Origin of the sequence: Psychrobacter sp. DD43 (assembly GCF_904846555.1) — a bacterium.
In the GTDB taxonomy this organism is placed as follows: domain Bacteria; phylum Pseudomonadota; class Gammaproteobacteria; order Pseudomonadales; family Moraxellaceae; genus Psychrobacter; species Psychrobacter cryohalolentis.
In genome coordinates, this window is the sequence record NZ_CAJHBE010000026.1 from 1 (window position 1) to 18,073 (window position 18,073).

The following is an 18,073-nucleotide window of genomic DNA, read 5'->3' on the forward strand; positions in this document are numbered from 1 at the left end:
AAGTTAGCCAGTCATTTCCTTAGTGCCATTCACTTAGTTTCTTGTGTCGTTTGGCTTAATTGATGACACGCCCTAGTTCCAATCAAAATTTTGATATCGGTATTATCTTTATTAAAAGCACCTAATGTGAGTTCTTGGATACCTTGGCCAGCAGGAACATAACCACCGGTACCATTCTTTGAATCACTGTCTGAACAAATTCCGTAAGGCAGACAGTACAGCTGTCGCTCTGAGCCGCCTAAGATGCTTGTCACGCATGACTGCGGCGTACTGTACATTTTGTCAGGGTTGTATACCGTGGTATAAAGAATGCTATTGATGACCACGCTATCGCCAACCCCTTTGTTATACTTGACATTTTGATAGCCATCAAAGCGGGTCAATGGATAATACCAGCCTTTATTGGCACCTCTGACCATTTTATTTTTAACAGTATTTTTGACGTCATTGCTTGGCGTATTACCAAGTTGAGAAGATAGGTCTAATAGCTGACTCTCTGTCAGGTTTGCTATAGCTGCAGTGAAGTTTGTGTCATATAAAGAAGATGAGGTCACATCTGTATCAATGATGCCATAAATGCGATTGGCATCCCCATCACCGGCACGTAACTTAGATAATGGCGCACTTCTATTGCCAGAGATAACATTTACCAGCGCGAATATTTTTCCGGTATTACTGATCGTTTCACCACTAATACCTTCATTGCGATAAAAGCTGACCACAGGGCGCTCATAAAAACGATAAGGCTTGATATGTGTATTCGTATTTGTAGTATTTAAAATACGTGTAACACCCTTGTTAGAAAAGCTATCGACAGGAGTCAAACCAAACTCAGCTGGACGTGCGTTTTCAAAGTCAGCACGGAATACTTGCCCACCAAGGTCGGCGGCATAAAGGTGATCCATCAGACCATCATTGTCTCTATCGAGTACCGTGATACCACCAGTGATACTGTGAATCATGTTACTGTGGGTCTTACTGGTTAATTTGCTGACAGCATTACTTTCTTTGCTCACCGACCAAATTAGCTCACCTGACTTAGCATCTATCATATAGATGGCGTTACCCTTAGCAGGCTTTTCTGTAGTGGACACATACTTCTCACTTTCGTACTGCATATCATATCCACCGCCAAAGATCAGTACGTCTATCGGGTCTTGAGCTTTAGCTAAGCGTATTCTAGCGGCCGTAGGCTTACTCCAAATCTGTCCTAAGCGTCCAAATCCTGCTGTGCCTGTCTTACTTTCCAAATTAGTAACTGCATCAACAGTGACAACTTCCGGGGTAATAGTAAATAGCATCTTAGGCGCGGATTTCTTGGTGATGTCCATACCATAAAAAGCTTCACCGCCCATACGTAAACCACCATAGGCAAACATCCCGTTGCCAGCCGACTCATTGACTTTAACTTTTTTCCCTGTTAAGTCATAGGTGTAGTCGGTAGTGACAAGCCATGGTGCATCCACGCCAAAGTAAGGCTGCCCGACTCTGCCCACTTTTGAGTCATCGACTAAGGCGATAGACTGATCTGCTATCATTTTCTTTGGGATGATAGCGAATTCCTCTGTGCCATCTGCGTCTTTAACCATGTGTAGAGCACCATCCATCGACCCGAAGATGGCATAATCTTCACGAGTATTTGTGACCCTACCATTTGCATCTAAATTGGCGCTATAAGAGATTGCAGTAGGCTTAGAGTGTACAACCCCGCCTAACAACTTAACCGCTTCACTCGGGCGGATGAGCGTTATAGAGTCATCAAGATCGTCATCAGCGCTGGGTTTATTACCATTAATATCTAATATTGGTTTGGTAGTACCGCCCTTTGTGTAGCTCTTAAATCCTAAAAAGCTTAAAATACGGCGTTTGTTTTCATCTGTATATATAGGATCAATCAGTGCATTAAATCCGTCCAGCTTGCCATCAGTAGTCACACTCAGCTTACGTAATACTGGTTTGTTATCCGTAGTAGTATCTTCAACGTAAACCGTACGTACACTACTAGCCTTTGACGTTGGCGTGGTCAGATTGGCATAGACCCCGCCTGCTTCTATACTACTATTGTCAACCGTGCTACTGCCTGTGGGAGTAAAGTCAGCCGACTGCCAAATATCTTGGGTGGCTTTTGTTACGTCACCCGCTATATTACTGTATAGTGCTTGGTTGCTATTACCATATAAAGTACCCTGATTCAGTTGATATTTTTTAAGGTTACCTTTCCATATACTAGAATTTGAGCTGATATTAGGTTGCAACATGGGCAAGTAGGCGTAAGGCAGCTGCTCAGATACCTGATAAGGGTTATCCGGTATTGTGATCGTACCTGCAGGAGTTGCACTACTAATACCGGCTAAACCGCTGGCAAAGTCAGCGATACTTTCAGCTATTGTGGTAGAATCCTCTTTGCTATTTTCTGATGAAGAAGAAATAGGGTAGAATTTACCATTGCCATAGGCATCACTAGCATTTGCCTTAATCTCACCTAGTTGGCATAAGTATTTAACATCGTCTGAACCACCCAATGAGCACTTTGGTACATTGACATCCTTACCATCAACGACAATTTTTTCTTGATTCGTGGTAAGTACACTGAATCCACTGCCAATGCCTGCCGTTGCGGTTTTGATCGACTCGCCTATGGGGTTGCTAGGACTACGCAGCTGCTGAGCATATTCGCCCATACAGCTCCATGCCGTATTATTACCACCTAATGCACTGCAAGTGTTTATTGCTGAAGTGCTCCCTAAAGACAAATTCATCTTTTCTTTAGTGATCGAGAGCGATGTTGTACCTTCCGGAGGTGTTGGGGCTTTTTTGGCATTATCACCTGTCAATAGAAAAATACCCTTACCGCTACATTGACTAGTGGCTGGCGGTGATATGTACTTGTCATTTGCCTTCGGGACAGTTGACTCTGGAAAACCGCTATAATTTGCATATAAAGTAGAGTATGGCGTAGTGCCCATCATGTAAGCACCGGCTTCAATCAGCGCACTTGAGACTGTTACCCTATTATCTCCAACACCATCGATATCTTTTCGAGTATCTTTTATAAGCGCTTCTACAAGCTCTTCACGCTTGCTACTCGTCAGTTTACCTACAGGTGATAATATTTTTGCCTTCTCACCTGTTTTCTCATAACCAAAGATACCAATACCAATTGCATAGCTATTAGGTAGAAGCTTTATTTCTTGAACGTCTTGTTTCCCTCCCTTACCAAGTGTTACGCTATCTGCCAACAGTCTTAATAGTGTAATCTGCAAACGAGATATTCTATCGTACTCCTTTTTATTATATGTTTCACCCTGCTTGTTTTTACCAACCTGACAGGCGTAAGGTTTATATATAAACTCTTTACCATTGACGCCGATAGTAAATTCATCTTGCGCTGAATTCACTTGTTGATAGCCACCAAGTTTGTCGCCACCTTCACTGCAATTGCCAAAATCCTCTAAAATACTACTTCCCCTCATGCTTTCTGACACATCAATCATAATCATCAGATTAGGCTGGCCTGGGAGCAGAGACTGATAAATTTCTAAGTCACCAATAGGCAGTCTATCCGCACTATTTACCGCAGGCGAGAGTGCTGATAGACCTAACAATACAGCTGTTGCCAAGATGTTTTTGCGCCATGCAGGTCTGACTGATGGACTACAAGATAGTGATTTCATGAATCTACTCCTTTACTGAGTATTAAGGCGATCAGCCATCTGCTCATGTTGATTGGATAGCTATTAATGAAGCAATATCACTTTACCAATAGCTTACATAGCAATACGTCCTGGTTGAGGCCATTACCTTTACCAAAATTGACGCACTTATTTCTCATTGATTGGTTTTCCACATTTACTTTTTGGTATAGCGTTGTATTGGGTACACCAGCACTCGACAAACAGCCGGATATGGTGTCTGTTTTATCCGTCGAGCTACTCGGTCTGCTGGTCTGAGCAAAGCAATCTTTGCTCCCAACTTTGGTATCTCCGTATGCAGGTAAGACCGCCGTACTATTAATATCGAAGGTAAATGCAAGACTAGATACTTTATCGGCATCTTGTCCAACCGTATAGTTAGCGAAACTTTCTGCAGTCTTACTTGGCGGCGTCATAGATACACTAACTTGTGTCATGCTTGCGTGTCGCTTACTGATATAATCGCTAGGCTCGGTAGGATTACAATAGCCGGTCATACCTGCCACAACACTGCTGCCATCAGGTGTTCTAATAGTGGCTTTTCCTATATCGAAAAAGCGCTCACGCGGTCTAAAACAAAACACATATTCGTTATTTCGTCCTTTCTTATCTAACATAAAATAGCCAAAAGGACCTGATCTTGATAGCATGTCTTTATAAATATCACTGCCGCTGTCATTGTTGATACTCTGCTCAATATTTTGATTGGCGTTATCAGCCGACTGCAGTAACAATGTATTGATCTGATCACTGGTCGACAACCTTAGATCAGTAGTGCTCTGCCTCACCGCTATAACGCCTGCCATAATGATCAAAACCAAGAACAGTAGCACTACAATGAGTACAGCTCCTTGCTGAGTGGCTGGTGCGGTAGAGCCCCGATATGGATAGATATTAGACATGATGGCCTCTTTTTTCATTAACTTACTGCCGCAATTCCGGTGACAGACATGACGCGAGCATTACGTAGTAGCACAGTCGATTCATAGGCGCGGCGATAGAATTTTCTACGACTGCTATCTGTTTCTAGTGTGTTGACTTCATCTAAAAGCGTGAAACTGTCTTTATCTGTGCTACTCAATAATGGTGTGCTGCTTCTGATTACCACCCCTAGTTTGATTGTGGTAATGTCAGGCTTATCGGTTAATGTCATATAAGTATTTGCTGGCATATAGGTTATTTTACTGATATCAGTCATCGCACCTAACAGTACCTTAAACTGATCAATAGCAGGAATGATGATCTCCCCGTTACCGCCAAAGTCTGATGATACGGCTCCTGCGTCATCTATCCTTCCTGCATCACAAGCTAGCGCCAGATCTTTGGTGGTCGAGCTTTGTGAATCATCAATAGCGCGTACAAAGTAGCGCTCGATAACCCAGCTACTACCAGCGGCAACCTTTGCACCCTCACAGTCGTATATAGGCTGACCTGTGGTATTTTTATACTGAATGGTGAGCTGATCACTGGCTTTGTCCATATTCGATATACCTGTCCAGCCATTATCACCTACGGTTCCGGTTTTTCCTGCACTCACGGTCAGGTAACCTGTATTAGCATAACTGGTGTTGCCAATATTGTTTGTCGATAATACGATGCCACCATTTTTAGTAAGACTATTAATATTGTTGATAGGATTACCCAAATTTGCTAAGCGAACACGCTCTTCTAGGCTTTGCATGGCGAAAATGGTGCTATCTTGTACTTCTGATGCACTTTGCTGCACTGTAATGGTTCGCGTATTGATGATATATACCTGTATGACTGCTGCTGATATCAGTAAGCCGAGCACCAATGAAATCATCAGCTCAATAAGGGTAAATCCTGATTCGCTGACTAAATAGCGGCTTTCAAGACGATCCATTAGTAAGCCTCCGATATGAGGCAGTGGCTATCGGTTTTGTAGACACCGTTACTAGTTGCACAGGCGTTAGCATCGCTATCACTCAATATTGCTTTGGTATCATTCCATGCAGCAATCACACACATTTGGGTCTGAATCGCTTGAGTGGTTGTCCCTGGACAAGTCACTACAGTCATACTGATGTCCTCATCTTTTGCTATCTTTTTGACCATCAGTGTGTCACGAGCAGCCAACTGACTCATATTACAATTCTGCGCTGGTACTGTTTTTACAATACTATCTACAGTTTCTTGTTTTGTGCCCGTTGACAAGCAGCCATTCGCACTAGTGGTCATATCAATCGTCTTAGTATCTACAGTTACTGTGGTTGTCGCGCTACTGTTCATCACAGCCTGTACAGTAGATACAGCACCTGTTGCTGTCGGCGCCGTTATGAAGCTTGGCGCGCTGCCTGTCACATAAGCATTTGGATAAGCGCGCATTACTTCAGCCAAATTGCGTACTAAAGTTAAAGATTTGGTACGTACTAAGCTCTCATCAGTGGCATTGATCGCGCGCATTTGTAAGGCACTAAAACCTAGTACGGCAATTGACAGGAGCAATATAGCAACCATAACTTCAATTAAGCCTACGCCTCTTTGATCGTAATATGACGTCATCAACACGTTCCTCCAGCCTGATTGCTAATGACAGCAAGTTTACTGACTGTCACTTGTCTCGGATTAGCCCTAGCATTGCTATCACAAACAGTATAAGTAGCAGCAGCACTAGCAACTTTACTTGGTCTAAAAGTTATACTACCAGTCACCCCACTAATTTTGCTTTTAACATCATAGCGATATGTTTTGATACTCCCAATAGTAATACTGCCAGATTCTGTAGTTCCATTACTATAAGACACTGCTTGATCTTGACGACGAATCACACTTTCAGCTTTTGCTTCTGATAAAGCATTTGCCAGCGTAGCCGCAGTCGATTTCACCCGCTGATTGGCAAGCTGCGTACTGATACTAGGCGCAGCAATACTAACGATAATAGCAAGCACGGCAATCGTGACCATCAGCTCAATCAAAGTAAACCCTGAGCTGCTCATGCGCAATTTCTGTGGTCGATGTCTCGCAAATACGTTCACGTCAAATCCCTATCGTATATAGCTGCTATACATTCAATTAGAACTGGCTTTACAGTCATAGTGAATACTTGATATTTAAACAAGCTTTAATCTAATACATTCAATTATAGCCATGCAATTTTTGTTCCATAAAACAAGTCATCTAGTAAGCTCTAACTCTCTACATTTATCTATACGGCTCACTGTATACTGACAGATAGTTATCTATTTAATATAACGTGATGACAACATATTAGCAACATAATAGTAGTTGCCAATTAATATTGTTAGCTATTACAACTGGCTACCATGTGCCAATGCATAGGCACACAGATGATATTTATTATTGGCGTTAGGGGCTGGCATAGGGTAAATGGACAGTGTGCGGGCTAAGGCTTGTAGGCTTGCCCCTGTGGTCGCCACATCATCAAACAATAACAACCGCCTGACAGGTGGAGGCTCAATAAGTGCAAAGGCATTGTCTAAGTTGGTTAGGCGTTCGGCACGGCTCAAGCCTTGCTGACTGACCGTATCATCAACCCGTCTTATGCCTTGCCATAAAGGGATATCCCAGTGCTTAGATAGATACGCGGCCAAGATACTGACAGGATCAAAGCCACGTTTGATGAGACGCTCATCGGTCGTTGGCATAGCGACAATCACACTATTGTCATGATGGCAACCATGAGGTCGTGGTAGCTGGCGTATCGCATGTAGCAATAACGGCAGCTTTGTCATATCTTCATGATGCTTAAAGGCTTTGATAGCTTGGCGCATGGGATAGTCATAATAGGTTGCTGCTTGAATGGTCAGCGTTATGCCAGCAGTAATATCGACTTCAAACGGCTTGGGCAACCACGTAAGACTGCTATGGCAACTGGGACATAGCAATCCGCTACTAAAACGGCTATTGAATCGCTTGCGTATACTAGTAGAAAAAGAATGGTCACTTGATAAAGGGTGATTACTTGATAAAGAATGGTCACTTGATAAAGAGTGCGATGCGTTTTCAGCCAATAAGCTGTTTTGGCTGAATAATGAAGGGTTTGAAGAGGAGTGACTTTGTGAGAGCTGTGATTGCGGGGTACTACGATAAACGGAACATAACTGGCAACGTAAATTTATATACTCTGCCAGCCATATTCCGGTCTGATAAGGTGCTAAGTGACGCATGATTGGCTGTCACTATAGACATTGATGTGATAGATATTGATGTTACAGACACTGATATTATAGGTGCTGATGTTACAGCCCTTTCCAATCATTGAGTACGATACCAAAGCCGATAGAGGTATTTTCATAGTTATAATCTACGATAGATTCGCCATAACCTTGGAATACCTGCACAAAACCATTGACGTTTTTGGATAACGGATAAGTATAATCGATTTGCGCAGCGCCCTTACTGGTGCCTGGATTGTAGCGCAACGTACCGCTTAGACTTTGTTGACTCGGTAAATCATATAAGAACTTGATATCGCCATAACCCATGAAATCTTCGATATCTGCATTGTCTTCACTGCTATCATTTTCATTGTTCACTCGTAACCACAATCGCGGTATGACAGATAACTTGCCCCACTCTGCCCCTGCCATCACATAAGCACGGTTCCATGAGCGTGATAATGGATCATCTTGACCATTTGAGTGATGAATGGCACCTGCTCCGAGCATGCGCAGTCGTCCACCAAAAGGCAGATTTGCTGTCACAGGCTGGGTCAAAAATACCTCTGGCTGATAATCGGTTGCACGAAATGGTCGTGAGTTGTCTTCATTATAAACCTGCCAATGCGACTCCTGAGTATAACCAAACCACAAATCAGCATTGGTATTAAACAAATCTTCTGCCACTTTGGTCTTTAATGATAGTTGAAACTTCAAATCCGTATTACGAGTGTCGTTAGACGTAAAAGGCTTCTCTGGTTGAGGTCGAGTGGATGTACTTGGGCTTAAATTGGGATCAAAAGTATAAAACAGTGGCATAACATAGGTTGGACGATAGGCTCTGACTGTCCATGTACCCCGTTCACTGTTTTTATCAAGGTCATACGCTAAGCTTAGTGGCGTATATTTTTCGATATCCGCTTGCGTCACGCCGACATTTTCTAATACTTCCGCTTCTCTTTGCGTCAGTCCAACCGTATCTAAACTTTCAGTCTCAACGGGCGGGTTTGTCTCAATATTTTGTGAAGCGTTATCAGACAATTTTTGAGCGATAACATTGTCGTTAGCATTGCCGTTAGCAGTTTCAACAGCGTTGGTTTCTTGTGCTAATACCACCTGCGGATTACCTGACAGCGTACTGATAACCGTTTTTGCCAAATCTACTGGCTGTTTACTTGTGACATAACTTGGCGTCTTGCCTTGTTCTGCAACCTTATCAAAGCATGCCAAACGGGCAGAACTGGTCTGTACCTGAGTACATTCAAAAAACAGAGCAGCCTGCTGAGCAACAAAATCTTCGCTCACCGCACTGCCGTTTTGCACAGCGATATTGGTATTCATAGGCTGCAAGCTCTTAGTCTGAGTTGTATCAGCAGCCTGCGCTTGTATTGTGAAAAAAGTGAGTGCTACGCCAACGGCGATATGTAGAGAGCGCTTAGTCGTCTTAATCATCATTTTTTTTGGTGCTTCAGGTTTATTTATAGAGGGGCGCTGCGAAGTAATATTGAAAAACATAAGTATCCTTTATTCAACTGATCGTTATTGTCAACAGAATATATGAGATGATGGATATAACCATTAGCGTCGGCGCTAAACTGGCATAAAAAATCAATATAACTTGGAGATAAGGAGTTGCTATCACGCTGAATAATGCACTTTTAGCAATGTTGCCTTATTGTAATGAAAACGTACACACTATACTAGCTTTATTGCTGCATAATGTAGTGCTAAATGAAGATAAGTAGCATAAAACCAAATGCTTATACTGCCTACAAAATAAAAATGCAATCGTTGCGCCAGTGTCTTGCTAATAAAACTCTCAAAGTAATTTTGATCTATTTAACACCAAATACAACGGATAATGTGATATCAGCTTACTGCTAAAATAAGGTCAAAAAAGCCAACGTACCGTGACAGTACGTTGGCTTACTTATAGCAATCATATGAAGCCGTTTAAGAGGATAAAACAAAGATTTCTGATATGACTATTATTTGTTCAATGCCGTTAATGTCTGCTCAAACTCTTGTCGGCCGATTTCACCGACTTGTTGAGTCACCAGCTGAGCGTCTTGATAGTACAACAGCGCAGGTGGACCAAATAATTTATAACGCGCTAAGATAGCCTTAGAGTCTGCGCTGGTCTCAGTAATATCCAGCTTGACCAACTGCCAGCCTTGCATTTGCGCCGGACGACTATAGAATAAGTTTTTATCCATAATACGGCATTCGATACACCACTCAGCGGTGACATCGACGATGACTTTAGGATTGACGGCAATAATCGCATCTAACTGCGCAAGCGTCGTGACGGTCTTATCTGTCGCACTATTATTACCTGCCAGCTGACCCTCAATAGATTGACCGCTAGAAGATTGCACCATCGTTGGGGCGGCGCTTAATGACGCTAATGGATGCAAACTGTCATCATTACCTAAGGCTGCACCAATAATCAAACAGGCCGCCCAGATACCAGCTACCAAGCCCAGTGCTTGCGTCAGCATCCGGCCACGACCCAGCCAGCTCCAAGCCCAAGTAGCGACAACCATAAACCATAGCGCCCATACCAATAGTATCACTGGCGATATAAATACCCGCTCAATTAATAGTAGTGCCACGGCAAGTAGTAATAAAGCAAAACCTACTTTGACCCAGTTCATCCACTCGCCCGCTTTCGGAATAATCTTACCTTGGGTGGCGCCAATTAAAATCAGCGGCGCGGACAAGCCAAAGCCGAGCATAAATAAGGCGGCAAAGCCCAATAGCGGACTACCAATCGTTGAGACCGCAAGCAGTGCGCCAAATAGTGGCGCAGAAACACAAGGTGATACTACTAAAGCTGATAAGAAACCAGCGACCAAGCTACCGCCCGTACTACCCAACTTGTTATCACCAGCTTGGCTCATGCCTTGCATCTTACTACTAATGGCACGCGGTAAACGAATCGTAAAGACGCCGAGCATATATAGTGCCAACAGAATAAACACGATGGCGAAGCTGATCAAAATGATCGGATTCTGTAGCCAGCCGATAATACCTAACGACTCTCCAAACACAGCAATCACTGCGCCGAGGAGACCGTAAGCAGTGGCAACACCTATCGCATAGCTCGTGGTTAAGATGACGCCTTTTTTGACCGTTGGATTTTTCTGACGGGCGACAATATTAGCGACAATAGGCAACATCGGTAGTACGCACGGGGTCAGCGCCAAGCCCAAACCGGCTAAAAATAACAAGCCGAAAGCCAACCAAGGATGAGAGGCCAAGCCAAATGGGTCACCTTCTACTAAGTTATTAGCAATAGTACTGGTATTGGCACTGGAACTGGAAATAGCACTGGAACTGTTAGTAGCGTCGCCACCTACTACCCTGCCATCTGCCCCAGAAATCATATTGGTAGCTGTTGTTTCACTATCTAAAGCGCCGTCATCTATCAAGGCATAATCAATCACCTCGTCATCTATCAGCGCCTCTCCTGCTTCAGGCGTGAGGCTATTAGCATCAGTTGCCTTTAAATTTTCTGATGGCGTTGTGGCGCTCGCAGCGCCAGCTAAATTCACAGTATCGACATTCTCTTGGGCATTACTCGCAAGATTGTCTTGAGTTGCCAACGCTTTGTTAGCAGAGACTTTGGCAGCAGAACTGTTGCTACTTCCCGTAGACTGTTGCGGTGCCGCCGCAACACTGATGGTGGTTTTAATCTTTTCAGGTGGATAGCATAGGCCTGCATAGGCACAACCTTGCCAACCAATCACCACCGCTGCATTGTCAATGCTCTTGCCATTAATACTCAGAGTAGTAGTGGCTACCATATTTTTTTGATCAAATACTGGCACTTTACCAAAAGTTGGATCATCAATTAAGACAGGCGTTTGACTAAAAGTAAACGGTGCCGCCGTAACGCCAGCAGGCAAAGTGAGTTTAAGCTGATTCTTATAAACATAATGTTCTGGAGTGATATCAAAATTAATCGATAACTGAGTGCCAGCCTTGACAGCTTTACTGCTACTCGTGACTTGGAAGGCTTTATCCACTGACAGAAATTTCGATTCTCCAGCGCTTTGATTGCTACTAAAAAGATCGCCCAATCCTGCTGCCTGCGTCGTCATAGTCGTTGCAGTCAATCCTGCAAATAACGAGCTACTCGCTATAGTCAATGCCAGCAGATATGACTTTTTTGGCGCTTTATTTACAACTGATGGCAAATTTTTTGAAGACTGATTGCTTGTGGATACCGCTTTAAATGACGAGATACTTTTTGCTGTCTTAATGGACATAAAGGACTACCTGTTATAACGACTATATAAATCAACCTACTTGCGCTATCTATTGGTGACTAACGTTTGACTGCAATGTTTAACGTGGTTTTGACCTTTTCTGGCGGATAGCATAGTCCAGCTTGAGCACAACCTTGCCAGCCAATTATGACCGGCACATTCTTTGCCGCTTTACCATTTTTGGTCGTCATCATAGTCGTTGCTATAACAGTTTTTTGCGTAAATACGGGTACCTTGCCAAAGGTTGGATCATCAATAGAAACCGGCGATTGGCTAAAGGTAAATGGCGCGGCACTGATACCTTTTGGAAAACTTAAGGTCAGCTTATCTTTATACACGTAATGACCTGGTGTGATATCAAAAGCGATCGATAACTGCGTTCCTTTAGCCGTCGCTTTGGTACTGCTAGTCACTTGAAATGCCTTGTCAACGGGCAAAAATTTTGATTGCTGAGCACTATTATTACTAAACAATTCCCCCAGACCTGCAGCTTGAGTCGCAACAGACGTCATTGACAAAGTAGTCATCAAAGCAGTGGCTGTTATAGCAAGCAAATAAGGCTTTTTATTTGATTGTTCATTCATGATAATTGATTTCGATTTTGATGTTTCGATAGACATATGATTACCTCGGATTACTAGAAGAACAGCTGTTTTTTTACAATCAATAGAAAATAGTCAATCGTTTTAATAATAAATAGCAGGGTTAAGATTCCGTTTATCTGGATTTAAAGTTATAGTCAGTGAAAAGTAATATCGACACATTATGTACTGCGGGTATCAATTTTTCTTGCTTGCTGTGCCTACGCAGACAGAGGCTGCAAAAAATTTATACTCGCAGCACCGTAGTGTTTTTAGAGTATTTTGACTATAGTGATATTTATAGTTAGCGATAGTCATAAAAAATATCAACCAATAACGTCTTATTGGTTGATATATTAGTCTCATTAAAAATGCTTTTAGCGCCAAGGTATTTATCATGGTATAGCTTGCAAACAACACCTAAATAACTCAGTAGGCTAGAGCTTATAGCTGAGCATAAAGATCAGCATCCTGCCCTTCTCCGCCTTGTTCACCATCAGCGCCTAGAGAAAATAAATCATAAGGTCGACTTTCACTACCTGGGGCAACATATTGCAGCTCTTTTTCCCAGCCATCCGTTGGATAGCCGCCTTTGATGTAACCACCGTCAGGATAATTTTTAGCATCAGCAGGCGGTGTGGTAAGTGCTTCTAAACCTTGAGCTGTCGTCGGATAGCGCGAGTTATCTACTTTATACATATCTAGCGCATTTGATACTGTTGATAGCGCTGTTTCAGTGGTTTTGACCCGTGCTTTATCACTTTGTCCAACGACCTTTGGCACCACAAGGCCGGCAAGGATGGCCAAAATCACAATCACTACCATGATTTCAATCAAGGTAAATCCCGATTGGCGATTGCTTAAGCGCTGAATGCTTGGTAAAACCGCTGCTTTGTGACTGCAAACAGTCTCTGAACACACTGGCGTATTATTCCTATCACTCGGTGAAATCATAGTTACTCGAATATTATCAATCATAGTCATCGCTTCTGGCATCGCTTTTCGCGTCAGGGTTATATAAATAATGAAAATGGCGTTTAAGTCGTCTTTATCGTCACATTCACAATAGGCACATTCTATATTCGCAGTGTCTTAATGAGCACTGAAACGATTATCACTATAAACCATGGTTTTATTTTTATCCAGCATTGACGACAGATTGTTATTTGAGTCAATGTTTTATCGATAATGTATGCCAGCTAATCCCAGCTAATATTAATAGCCTTTGACTGTTATTTACTATAACGCAGGGCTAGATTTGATGAAAGTAAAAGCATTGGTCGGTCAATAATATACAACAGTAAGCAAAACTTAAGAAACGTAGCCACATTTGAAGTCAAATCATTAGAATATAAATAAAATAAACCAAAGTATTAGAAGTATAGAAGCTGTATTTGGAAATAGAAAATACGGAAACAGAAATGCCGTTAAGTATGCGGGTGATAAAACAACTATTACTAACAGGAGCGTATATTTAAGATTAATAAAAATTAGCCAGCCAAGTCATTCATATTAACAATTGGCAGCATCACCGCCATGACGATAATCATTACTACCACACCCATCAACACCAGCATTAAGGGCTCAAGTAACGACAATAAGGTGCTGATAAAATTGGTAGCTTCTGCCTCTTGCATATGAGCTGCGCGGCTGAGCATGTTTTCAAGCTCGCCTGAATTTTCACCGCTTTTAATCATTTGCACCATCATCGGTGGAAAATAGGACGATTTGTCTAATTGGCTCGACAGACTTGAACCCTCTGTCACTCTATCTGCAGCGGTAATGATGGTTTTTTGAATATGCAAATTGGTGGTGACCGCAGCGCCAATATGGAGCGCTTCAATCAATGGCACACCAGAGCGCACCAATATCGCAAGCGTACTGGCAAAGCGCGCCGCATTCAACCCTTTCGATAAGCGTGCCAGTATGGGCAATCTTAGCACAGCACTATCTATGGCAAGTTTGCCCGCTTGCGTCTGAGCGAAGCGATAGAATAAAAACGCCGTTCCTGCCAACACCAGCAGCATCAGCCACCACCACTGGGTAATAATATTTGATAAGCTAAGGACAATTTGGGTAATTAAAGGCAGAGCTTGTTCGGACTGCTCAAACACTTTGACAATTTTTGGTACTACAAAGCTCATTAGCCCCATAATTACGCCAACTGCCATCACCATCAGCACGATGGGATAAACCATAGCGCCTTGTATTTTTTTCTGTAAGGCAAAGCGATTTTCAGTGTAATCGGCAAGCTGATTTAAGATCAAATCCAAATGACCAGATTTTTCTCCAGCTGCAATGGTAGCGATATATAGTGGCGGAAAGCTCGCCGCTTGCTGCAAAGCGCGCGCCAAACTCAGACCTTCTAGGACATGTGAGCGAACGGCAAGCATTAAAGATTTGATATGGGTTTTTGGCGATTGTTTGGCGACAGCTGCCAAAGTTTCCTCTAACGGAATACCAGCAGCAAGTAACACAGATAGCTGGCGGGTAAGCAGTGCCAGCTCATAAGCAGAGGGTTTTTTATAGCGGCTTTTATGCTGACTTTGCCTATCATTGACGGCGTTGACTTCGACGGGCGTCCATTGTTTATCACGCAGCTGCTGGCGTACTTGCCGCGCAGAATCACCTTCAAGTAAGCCTTTTTGGATGCCGCCGCGATCGTCAAGCGCTTTATAATGATAAGCGGGCATAGCAGCGGATATCCTAAGACGGTCAAGAGTAAAAGAGAATGGATCAAGATTTGACAAGTAAGCGTATTAAAACAATAAATGACTTAAAACAATAAACGACTTAAAGAAGCGGCGTAGAATCGTTACTATCCGGCATCAAGCCTTGCAATAATAGAACATCTAAATGCTGTTGTTGTAGCTTTTTATCAAAATCATTGACTTCAGCGATCAGCATACGCTCAATGCGCTTATCACTGGCAAACACACTGAGACGTGCACAAATGACCACCAATTGATAAATACGTTTTTTGCAATAACCGTCTAAACCTTGTAGCAATCTGACCATGTGCGGGGTTTCAAGGCTGGCATAATCATAATCACTCACCACATCCTGACCAAGCGCTGTCACGCCATAGGTAATAGATAAATGGGCGCAAAAATAACAGCTGAATAAATAGCCAACCACATGTCCGATATAATAGCCACGATCGTAAGTAAAGCTACTGACGCCAAAGTGCCCGAGCACATAGCTGTTCAAACTGCCTTGATCAAAGATAGGTTTATTATGCTTTAGCTTGCCAACGGTGGCAAAGCATAATGGATTGTGCCCATCCTGCGTCGTCAGCTGCCAACCTGCAGGTTGCTGAGCTGGCATATGGCGTACAATATCTTCGATGATGTCATCGACCACATGCAGCTGCTGCCATAAGCGCTCAATGGCATCCGTATCCATCAAACCACGTTTATCAAGCTGCTGTGCAAGCAAATATTGCTGGTATTCGGCAAATTGTGTTTTGAGGGTATGTACAAGGTAAGTCGGACGGATAGCAGCAGAAGCCAGATATAATTGCTGCGTGCGTTCGTGCTGCGCCCGATAAAGTGCCACGCGCTGAGTAGCAACACTACTGTCACTTGCAGAGATAGATAAGCTTTGGTTTATCAGAGTATGATTAGCAGTATTTATATTAGCGGAGCTAGTCTCTGTCAAGCTACCTTCCGCATTTGGCAAAACAAATAATGCTAATAATGCCGCTTTATCAAGCCGAATAGCCATACCTGCCTGTGCACTATTTTCCTGCTGAAGATTTGAGTCATGCTGATTATTGTTAGCTTTGACTCTGCTATTAATTTTGTCTTTATGATTAATAGACGCAGAAGAATCTTGTAGATCATTTGATTTTACGCTTGGTTTTGCGGTCGGTTCAGTCATAAAACACCATCAGCTGCAAAAATAAACATCACCTAAGTCATACTATATTCTGGATAGACCGTAATATATAAGCATAAAAGATAGGTCGCTAAAACACTGTCGCAACTAGGCGACTTATTACTTCATTGTCATCCCATAGTACCTGAACCTACACTCATTGTCAGCTGTGCAAGATCGAAATGCTAATGATGAAAAATTATTATCAGATAGACGCTATTATATCACTGACTCAGTTTAGAAAATATCACACAGCTTGGATGACTATTTATGTGTGAAGCAGCAGCTAAGCAAGGTTTTGTTTTTGATATTGCTGGCGGTACGCTTTTGGCGATATGCCATACACGCGCTTAAAGGCTTGGCTAAAGGTTGAGTCTGAGGCATAACCCACTAGCTCACTAATACGGCTGATACTATTTTGCTGCAAGCGCAAATAACGTGCCGCAAGACGTAAACGGTAGTCAATCAGATAGGTCAACGGTGGCATACCAACCACGTCTTTGAAGCGCTGCGCAAAACTCGAGCGTGACATACCTGCAACTTCAGCAAGCTCATGAATGCTCCAGTTTTGGCTTGGATTTTCGTGCATGGCGACCAATGCCTTGGTTAAAAATGGGTCTTTCATGGCTTTTAGCCAACTGTCCGTGGCTTCAGGCAAACTTTCGATATAAACCCGCAAACACTCAATCATCATAATACTTGCCCAATGATTGATAATCGCCGTCTTACCCATCCGCTCATGCTCAGCTTCTAACGTCAGCAGTCGAATCTCAACATCAATCACCTCGAACCGACCATCAGATTCATCGTTAATTTCAGGCAATATCGTTGGTAGCACTGATAATAAAGGACGAATCATCTCTTTATCGTACTTGCATTCAATCAGTATCAAAGATGATTGGGCATCACCATCGCCCTGAATATCAAGCACTTGTTCCGTGCAATTAGTAAGCAACTCATCCAAAGGTTTGGCACTCTCACCATGATGGTTGAGCGCGTAACTGACATGATTGTGCGCGCTAGGAATCATAATAATGTCGCCAGCATGCGCTTCTCTGAGTCCACTGCCCATATCAATACAAAAGCTACCGGACATCACCAAATAAAACACAATCGTATCTTGTCTAGTGAGTGAGTAAGACCAATTGCCTGTACCATTTAAGCGATAGTATTTCGTATCGAATAAATGCACATTTTGTAGTAACACGCTTAATGCGTCCATTAACCATTTCCTCAATAACAGCTGCTCAATAACGCGCCACTTTAATAAAAAAATCGCATTAATATGAGGATCGATTTTATTTAAAAATATAGTGCTACTGAGATAAATTTTTCTTTGACAGTACAGCTAATATACCTTTATAAAGCCCTTACGACACAATATGTATCATAAAAAAATGATAAAAAATGCCAGTAGACTGTTAGATCATGAGCGATTTAAAAGGTTTAGGACTATCACAGAGGCAAAAAAGATATAAAATAGACAGGTACAAAAAAATGCCAGAAAT

General features: G+C 42.7%; 13 protein-coding genes. All 13 read right to left on the reverse strand.

Annotated elements, in window-relative coordinates:
• Nucleotides 1-29 precede the first annotated feature (29 nt).
• Nucleotides 30-3,674: a PilC/PilY family type IV pilus protein gene (locus JMX89_RS11885; protein ID WP_201551653.1), complete on the reverse strand. Its 3,645-nt coding sequence runs from the start codon at nucleotides 3,672-3,674 to the stop codon at nucleotides 30-32.
• Nucleotides 3,675-3,751: 77 nt separating this feature from the next.
• Nucleotides 3,752-4,594, reverse strand: coding sequence for a pilus assembly protein PilX (locus JMX89_RS11890; RefSeq protein ID WP_201551655.1), 843 nt, complete (start codon nucleotides 4,592-4,594; stop codon nucleotides 3,752-3,754).
• A gap of 17 nt (nucleotides 4,595-4,611) precedes the next feature.
• Nucleotides 4,612-5,556 (reverse strand): PilW family protein, encoded by a 945-nt coding sequence (locus JMX89_RS11895; RefSeq protein ID WP_201551657.1) that lies wholly within the window; start codon nucleotides 5,554-5,556, stop codon nucleotides 4,612-4,614.
• Entirely contained in the window at nucleotides 5,556-6,215 is a 660-nt protein-coding gene (gene pilV, locus JMX89_RS11900) for a type IV pilus modification protein PilV (protein WP_201551659.1), read from the reverse strand. Before pilV ends, JMX89_RS11895 begins: the two co-directional genes overlap by 1 nt.
• The gene (locus tag JMX89_RS11905; protein ID WP_227673090.1) at nucleotides 6,215-6,688 is read right to left on the reverse strand and encodes a prepilin-type N-terminal cleavage/methylation domain-containing protein; all 474 of its coding nucleotides are present in this window, start codon (nucleotides 6,686-6,688) and stop codon (nucleotides 6,215-6,217) included. The genes pilV and JMX89_RS11905 overlap by 1 nt, the downstream gene beginning before the upstream one ends.
• A 273-nt stretch (nucleotides 6,689-6,961) precedes the next feature.
• A complete protein-coding gene (locus JMX89_RS11910; RefSeq protein WP_201551661.1) occupies nucleotides 6,962-7,840 on the reverse strand; it encodes a ComF family protein in 879 nt (292 codons plus the stop codon).
• A gap of 72 nt (nucleotides 7,841-7,912) precedes the next feature.
• Nucleotides 7,913-9,346, reverse strand: a complete 1,434-nt coding sequence (locus JMX89_RS11915) for a phospholipase A (protein ID WP_201551663.1) — start codon at nucleotides 9,344-9,346, stop codon at nucleotides 7,913-7,915.
• 473 nt (nucleotides 9,347-9,819) lie between these two features.
• Nucleotides 9,820-12,105 carry a protein-disulfide reductase DsbD domain-containing protein gene (locus tag JMX89_RS11920; RefSeq protein WP_201551665.1) on the reverse strand — a complete coding sequence of 762 codons (2,286 nt, stop codon included), beginning with the start codon at nucleotides 12,103-12,105 and terminating at the stop codon, nucleotides 9,820-9,822.
• A gap of 59 nt (nucleotides 12,106-12,164) precedes the next feature.
• Complete coding sequence (locus JMX89_RS11925; protein ID WP_201551667.1) at nucleotides 12,165-12,725, reverse strand: protein-disulfide reductase DsbD domain-containing protein; 561 nt, start codon at nucleotides 12,723-12,725, stop codon at nucleotides 12,165-12,167.
• 405 nt (nucleotides 12,726-13,130) lie between these two features.
• Nucleotides 13,131-13,664: a type II secretion system major pseudopilin GspG gene (gene gspG, locus JMX89_RS11930; RefSeq protein ID WP_413786923.1), complete on the reverse strand. Its 534-nt coding sequence runs from the start codon at nucleotides 13,662-13,664 to the stop codon at nucleotides 13,131-13,133.
• 512 nt (nucleotides 13,665-14,176) lie between these two features.
• The gene (gene gspF / locus JMX89_RS11935) at nucleotides 14,177-15,379 is read right to left on the reverse strand and encodes a type II secretion system inner membrane protein GspF (protein WP_201551669.1); all 1,203 of its coding nucleotides are present in this window, start codon (nucleotides 15,377-15,379) and stop codon (nucleotides 14,177-14,179) included.
• A 100-nt stretch (nucleotides 15,380-15,479) separates the two neighbouring features.
• A complete protein-coding gene (locus tag JMX89_RS11940; protein WP_201551671.1) occupies nucleotides 15,480-16,568 on the reverse strand; it encodes a hypothetical protein in 1,089 nt (362 codons plus the stop codon).
• A 283-nt stretch (nucleotides 16,569-16,851) separates the two neighbouring features.
• A complete protein-coding gene (locus JMX89_RS11945) occupies nucleotides 16,852-17,787 on the reverse strand; it encodes a helix-turn-helix domain-containing protein (protein ID WP_011512626.1) in 936 nt (311 codons plus the stop codon).
• Between the last annotated feature and the right edge of the window lie 286 nt (nucleotides 17,788-18,073).

Bases quoted from the DNA above. Each gene is read 5' to 3' on its own strand.
- JMX89_RS11885 (WP_201551653.1), bottom strand. From the start codon at position 3,674: ATGAAATCACTATCTTGTAGTCCATCAGTCAGACCTGCATGGCGCAAA.
- JMX89_RS11890 (WP_201551655.1), bottom strand. From the start codon at position 4,594: ATGTCTAATATCTATCCATATCGGGGCTCTACCGCACCAGCCACTCAG.
- JMX89_RS11895 (WP_201551657.1), bottom strand. From the start codon at position 5,556: ATGGATCGTCTTGAAAGCCGCTATTTAGTCAGCGAATCAGGATTTACC.
- pilV (WP_201551659.1), bottom strand. From the start codon at position 6,215: ATGACGTCATATTACGATCAAAGAGGCGTAGGCTTAATTGAAGTTATG.
- JMX89_RS11910 (WP_201551661.1), bottom strand. From the start codon at position 7,840: ATGCGTCACTTAGCACCTTATCAGACCGGAATATGGCTGGCAGAGTAT.
- JMX89_RS11915 (WP_201551663.1), bottom strand. From the start codon at position 9,346: ATGTTTTTCAATATTACTTCGCAGCGCCCCTCTATAAATAAACCTGAA.
- JMX89_RS11920 (WP_201551665.1), bottom strand. From the start codon at position 12,105: ATGTCCATTAAGACAGCAAAAAGTATCTCGTCATTTAAAGCGGTATCC.
- JMX89_RS11925 (WP_201551667.1), bottom strand. From the start codon at position 12,725: ATGTCTATCGAAACATCAAAATCGAAATCAATTATCATGAATGAACAA.
- gspG (WP_413786923.1), bottom strand. From the start codon at position 13,664: ATGATTGATAATATTCGAGTAACTATGATTTCACCGAGTGATAGGAAT.
- gspF (WP_201551669.1), bottom strand. From the start codon at position 15,379: ATGCCCGCTTATCATTATAAAGCGCTTGACGATCGCGGCGGCATCCAA.
- JMX89_RS11940 (WP_201551671.1), bottom strand. From the start codon at position 16,568: ATGACTGAACCGACCGCAAAACCAAGCGTAAAATCAAATGATCTACAA.
- JMX89_RS11945 (WP_011512626.1), bottom strand. From the start codon at position 17,787: ATGGACGCATTAAGCGTGTTACTACAAAATGTGCATTTATTCGATACG.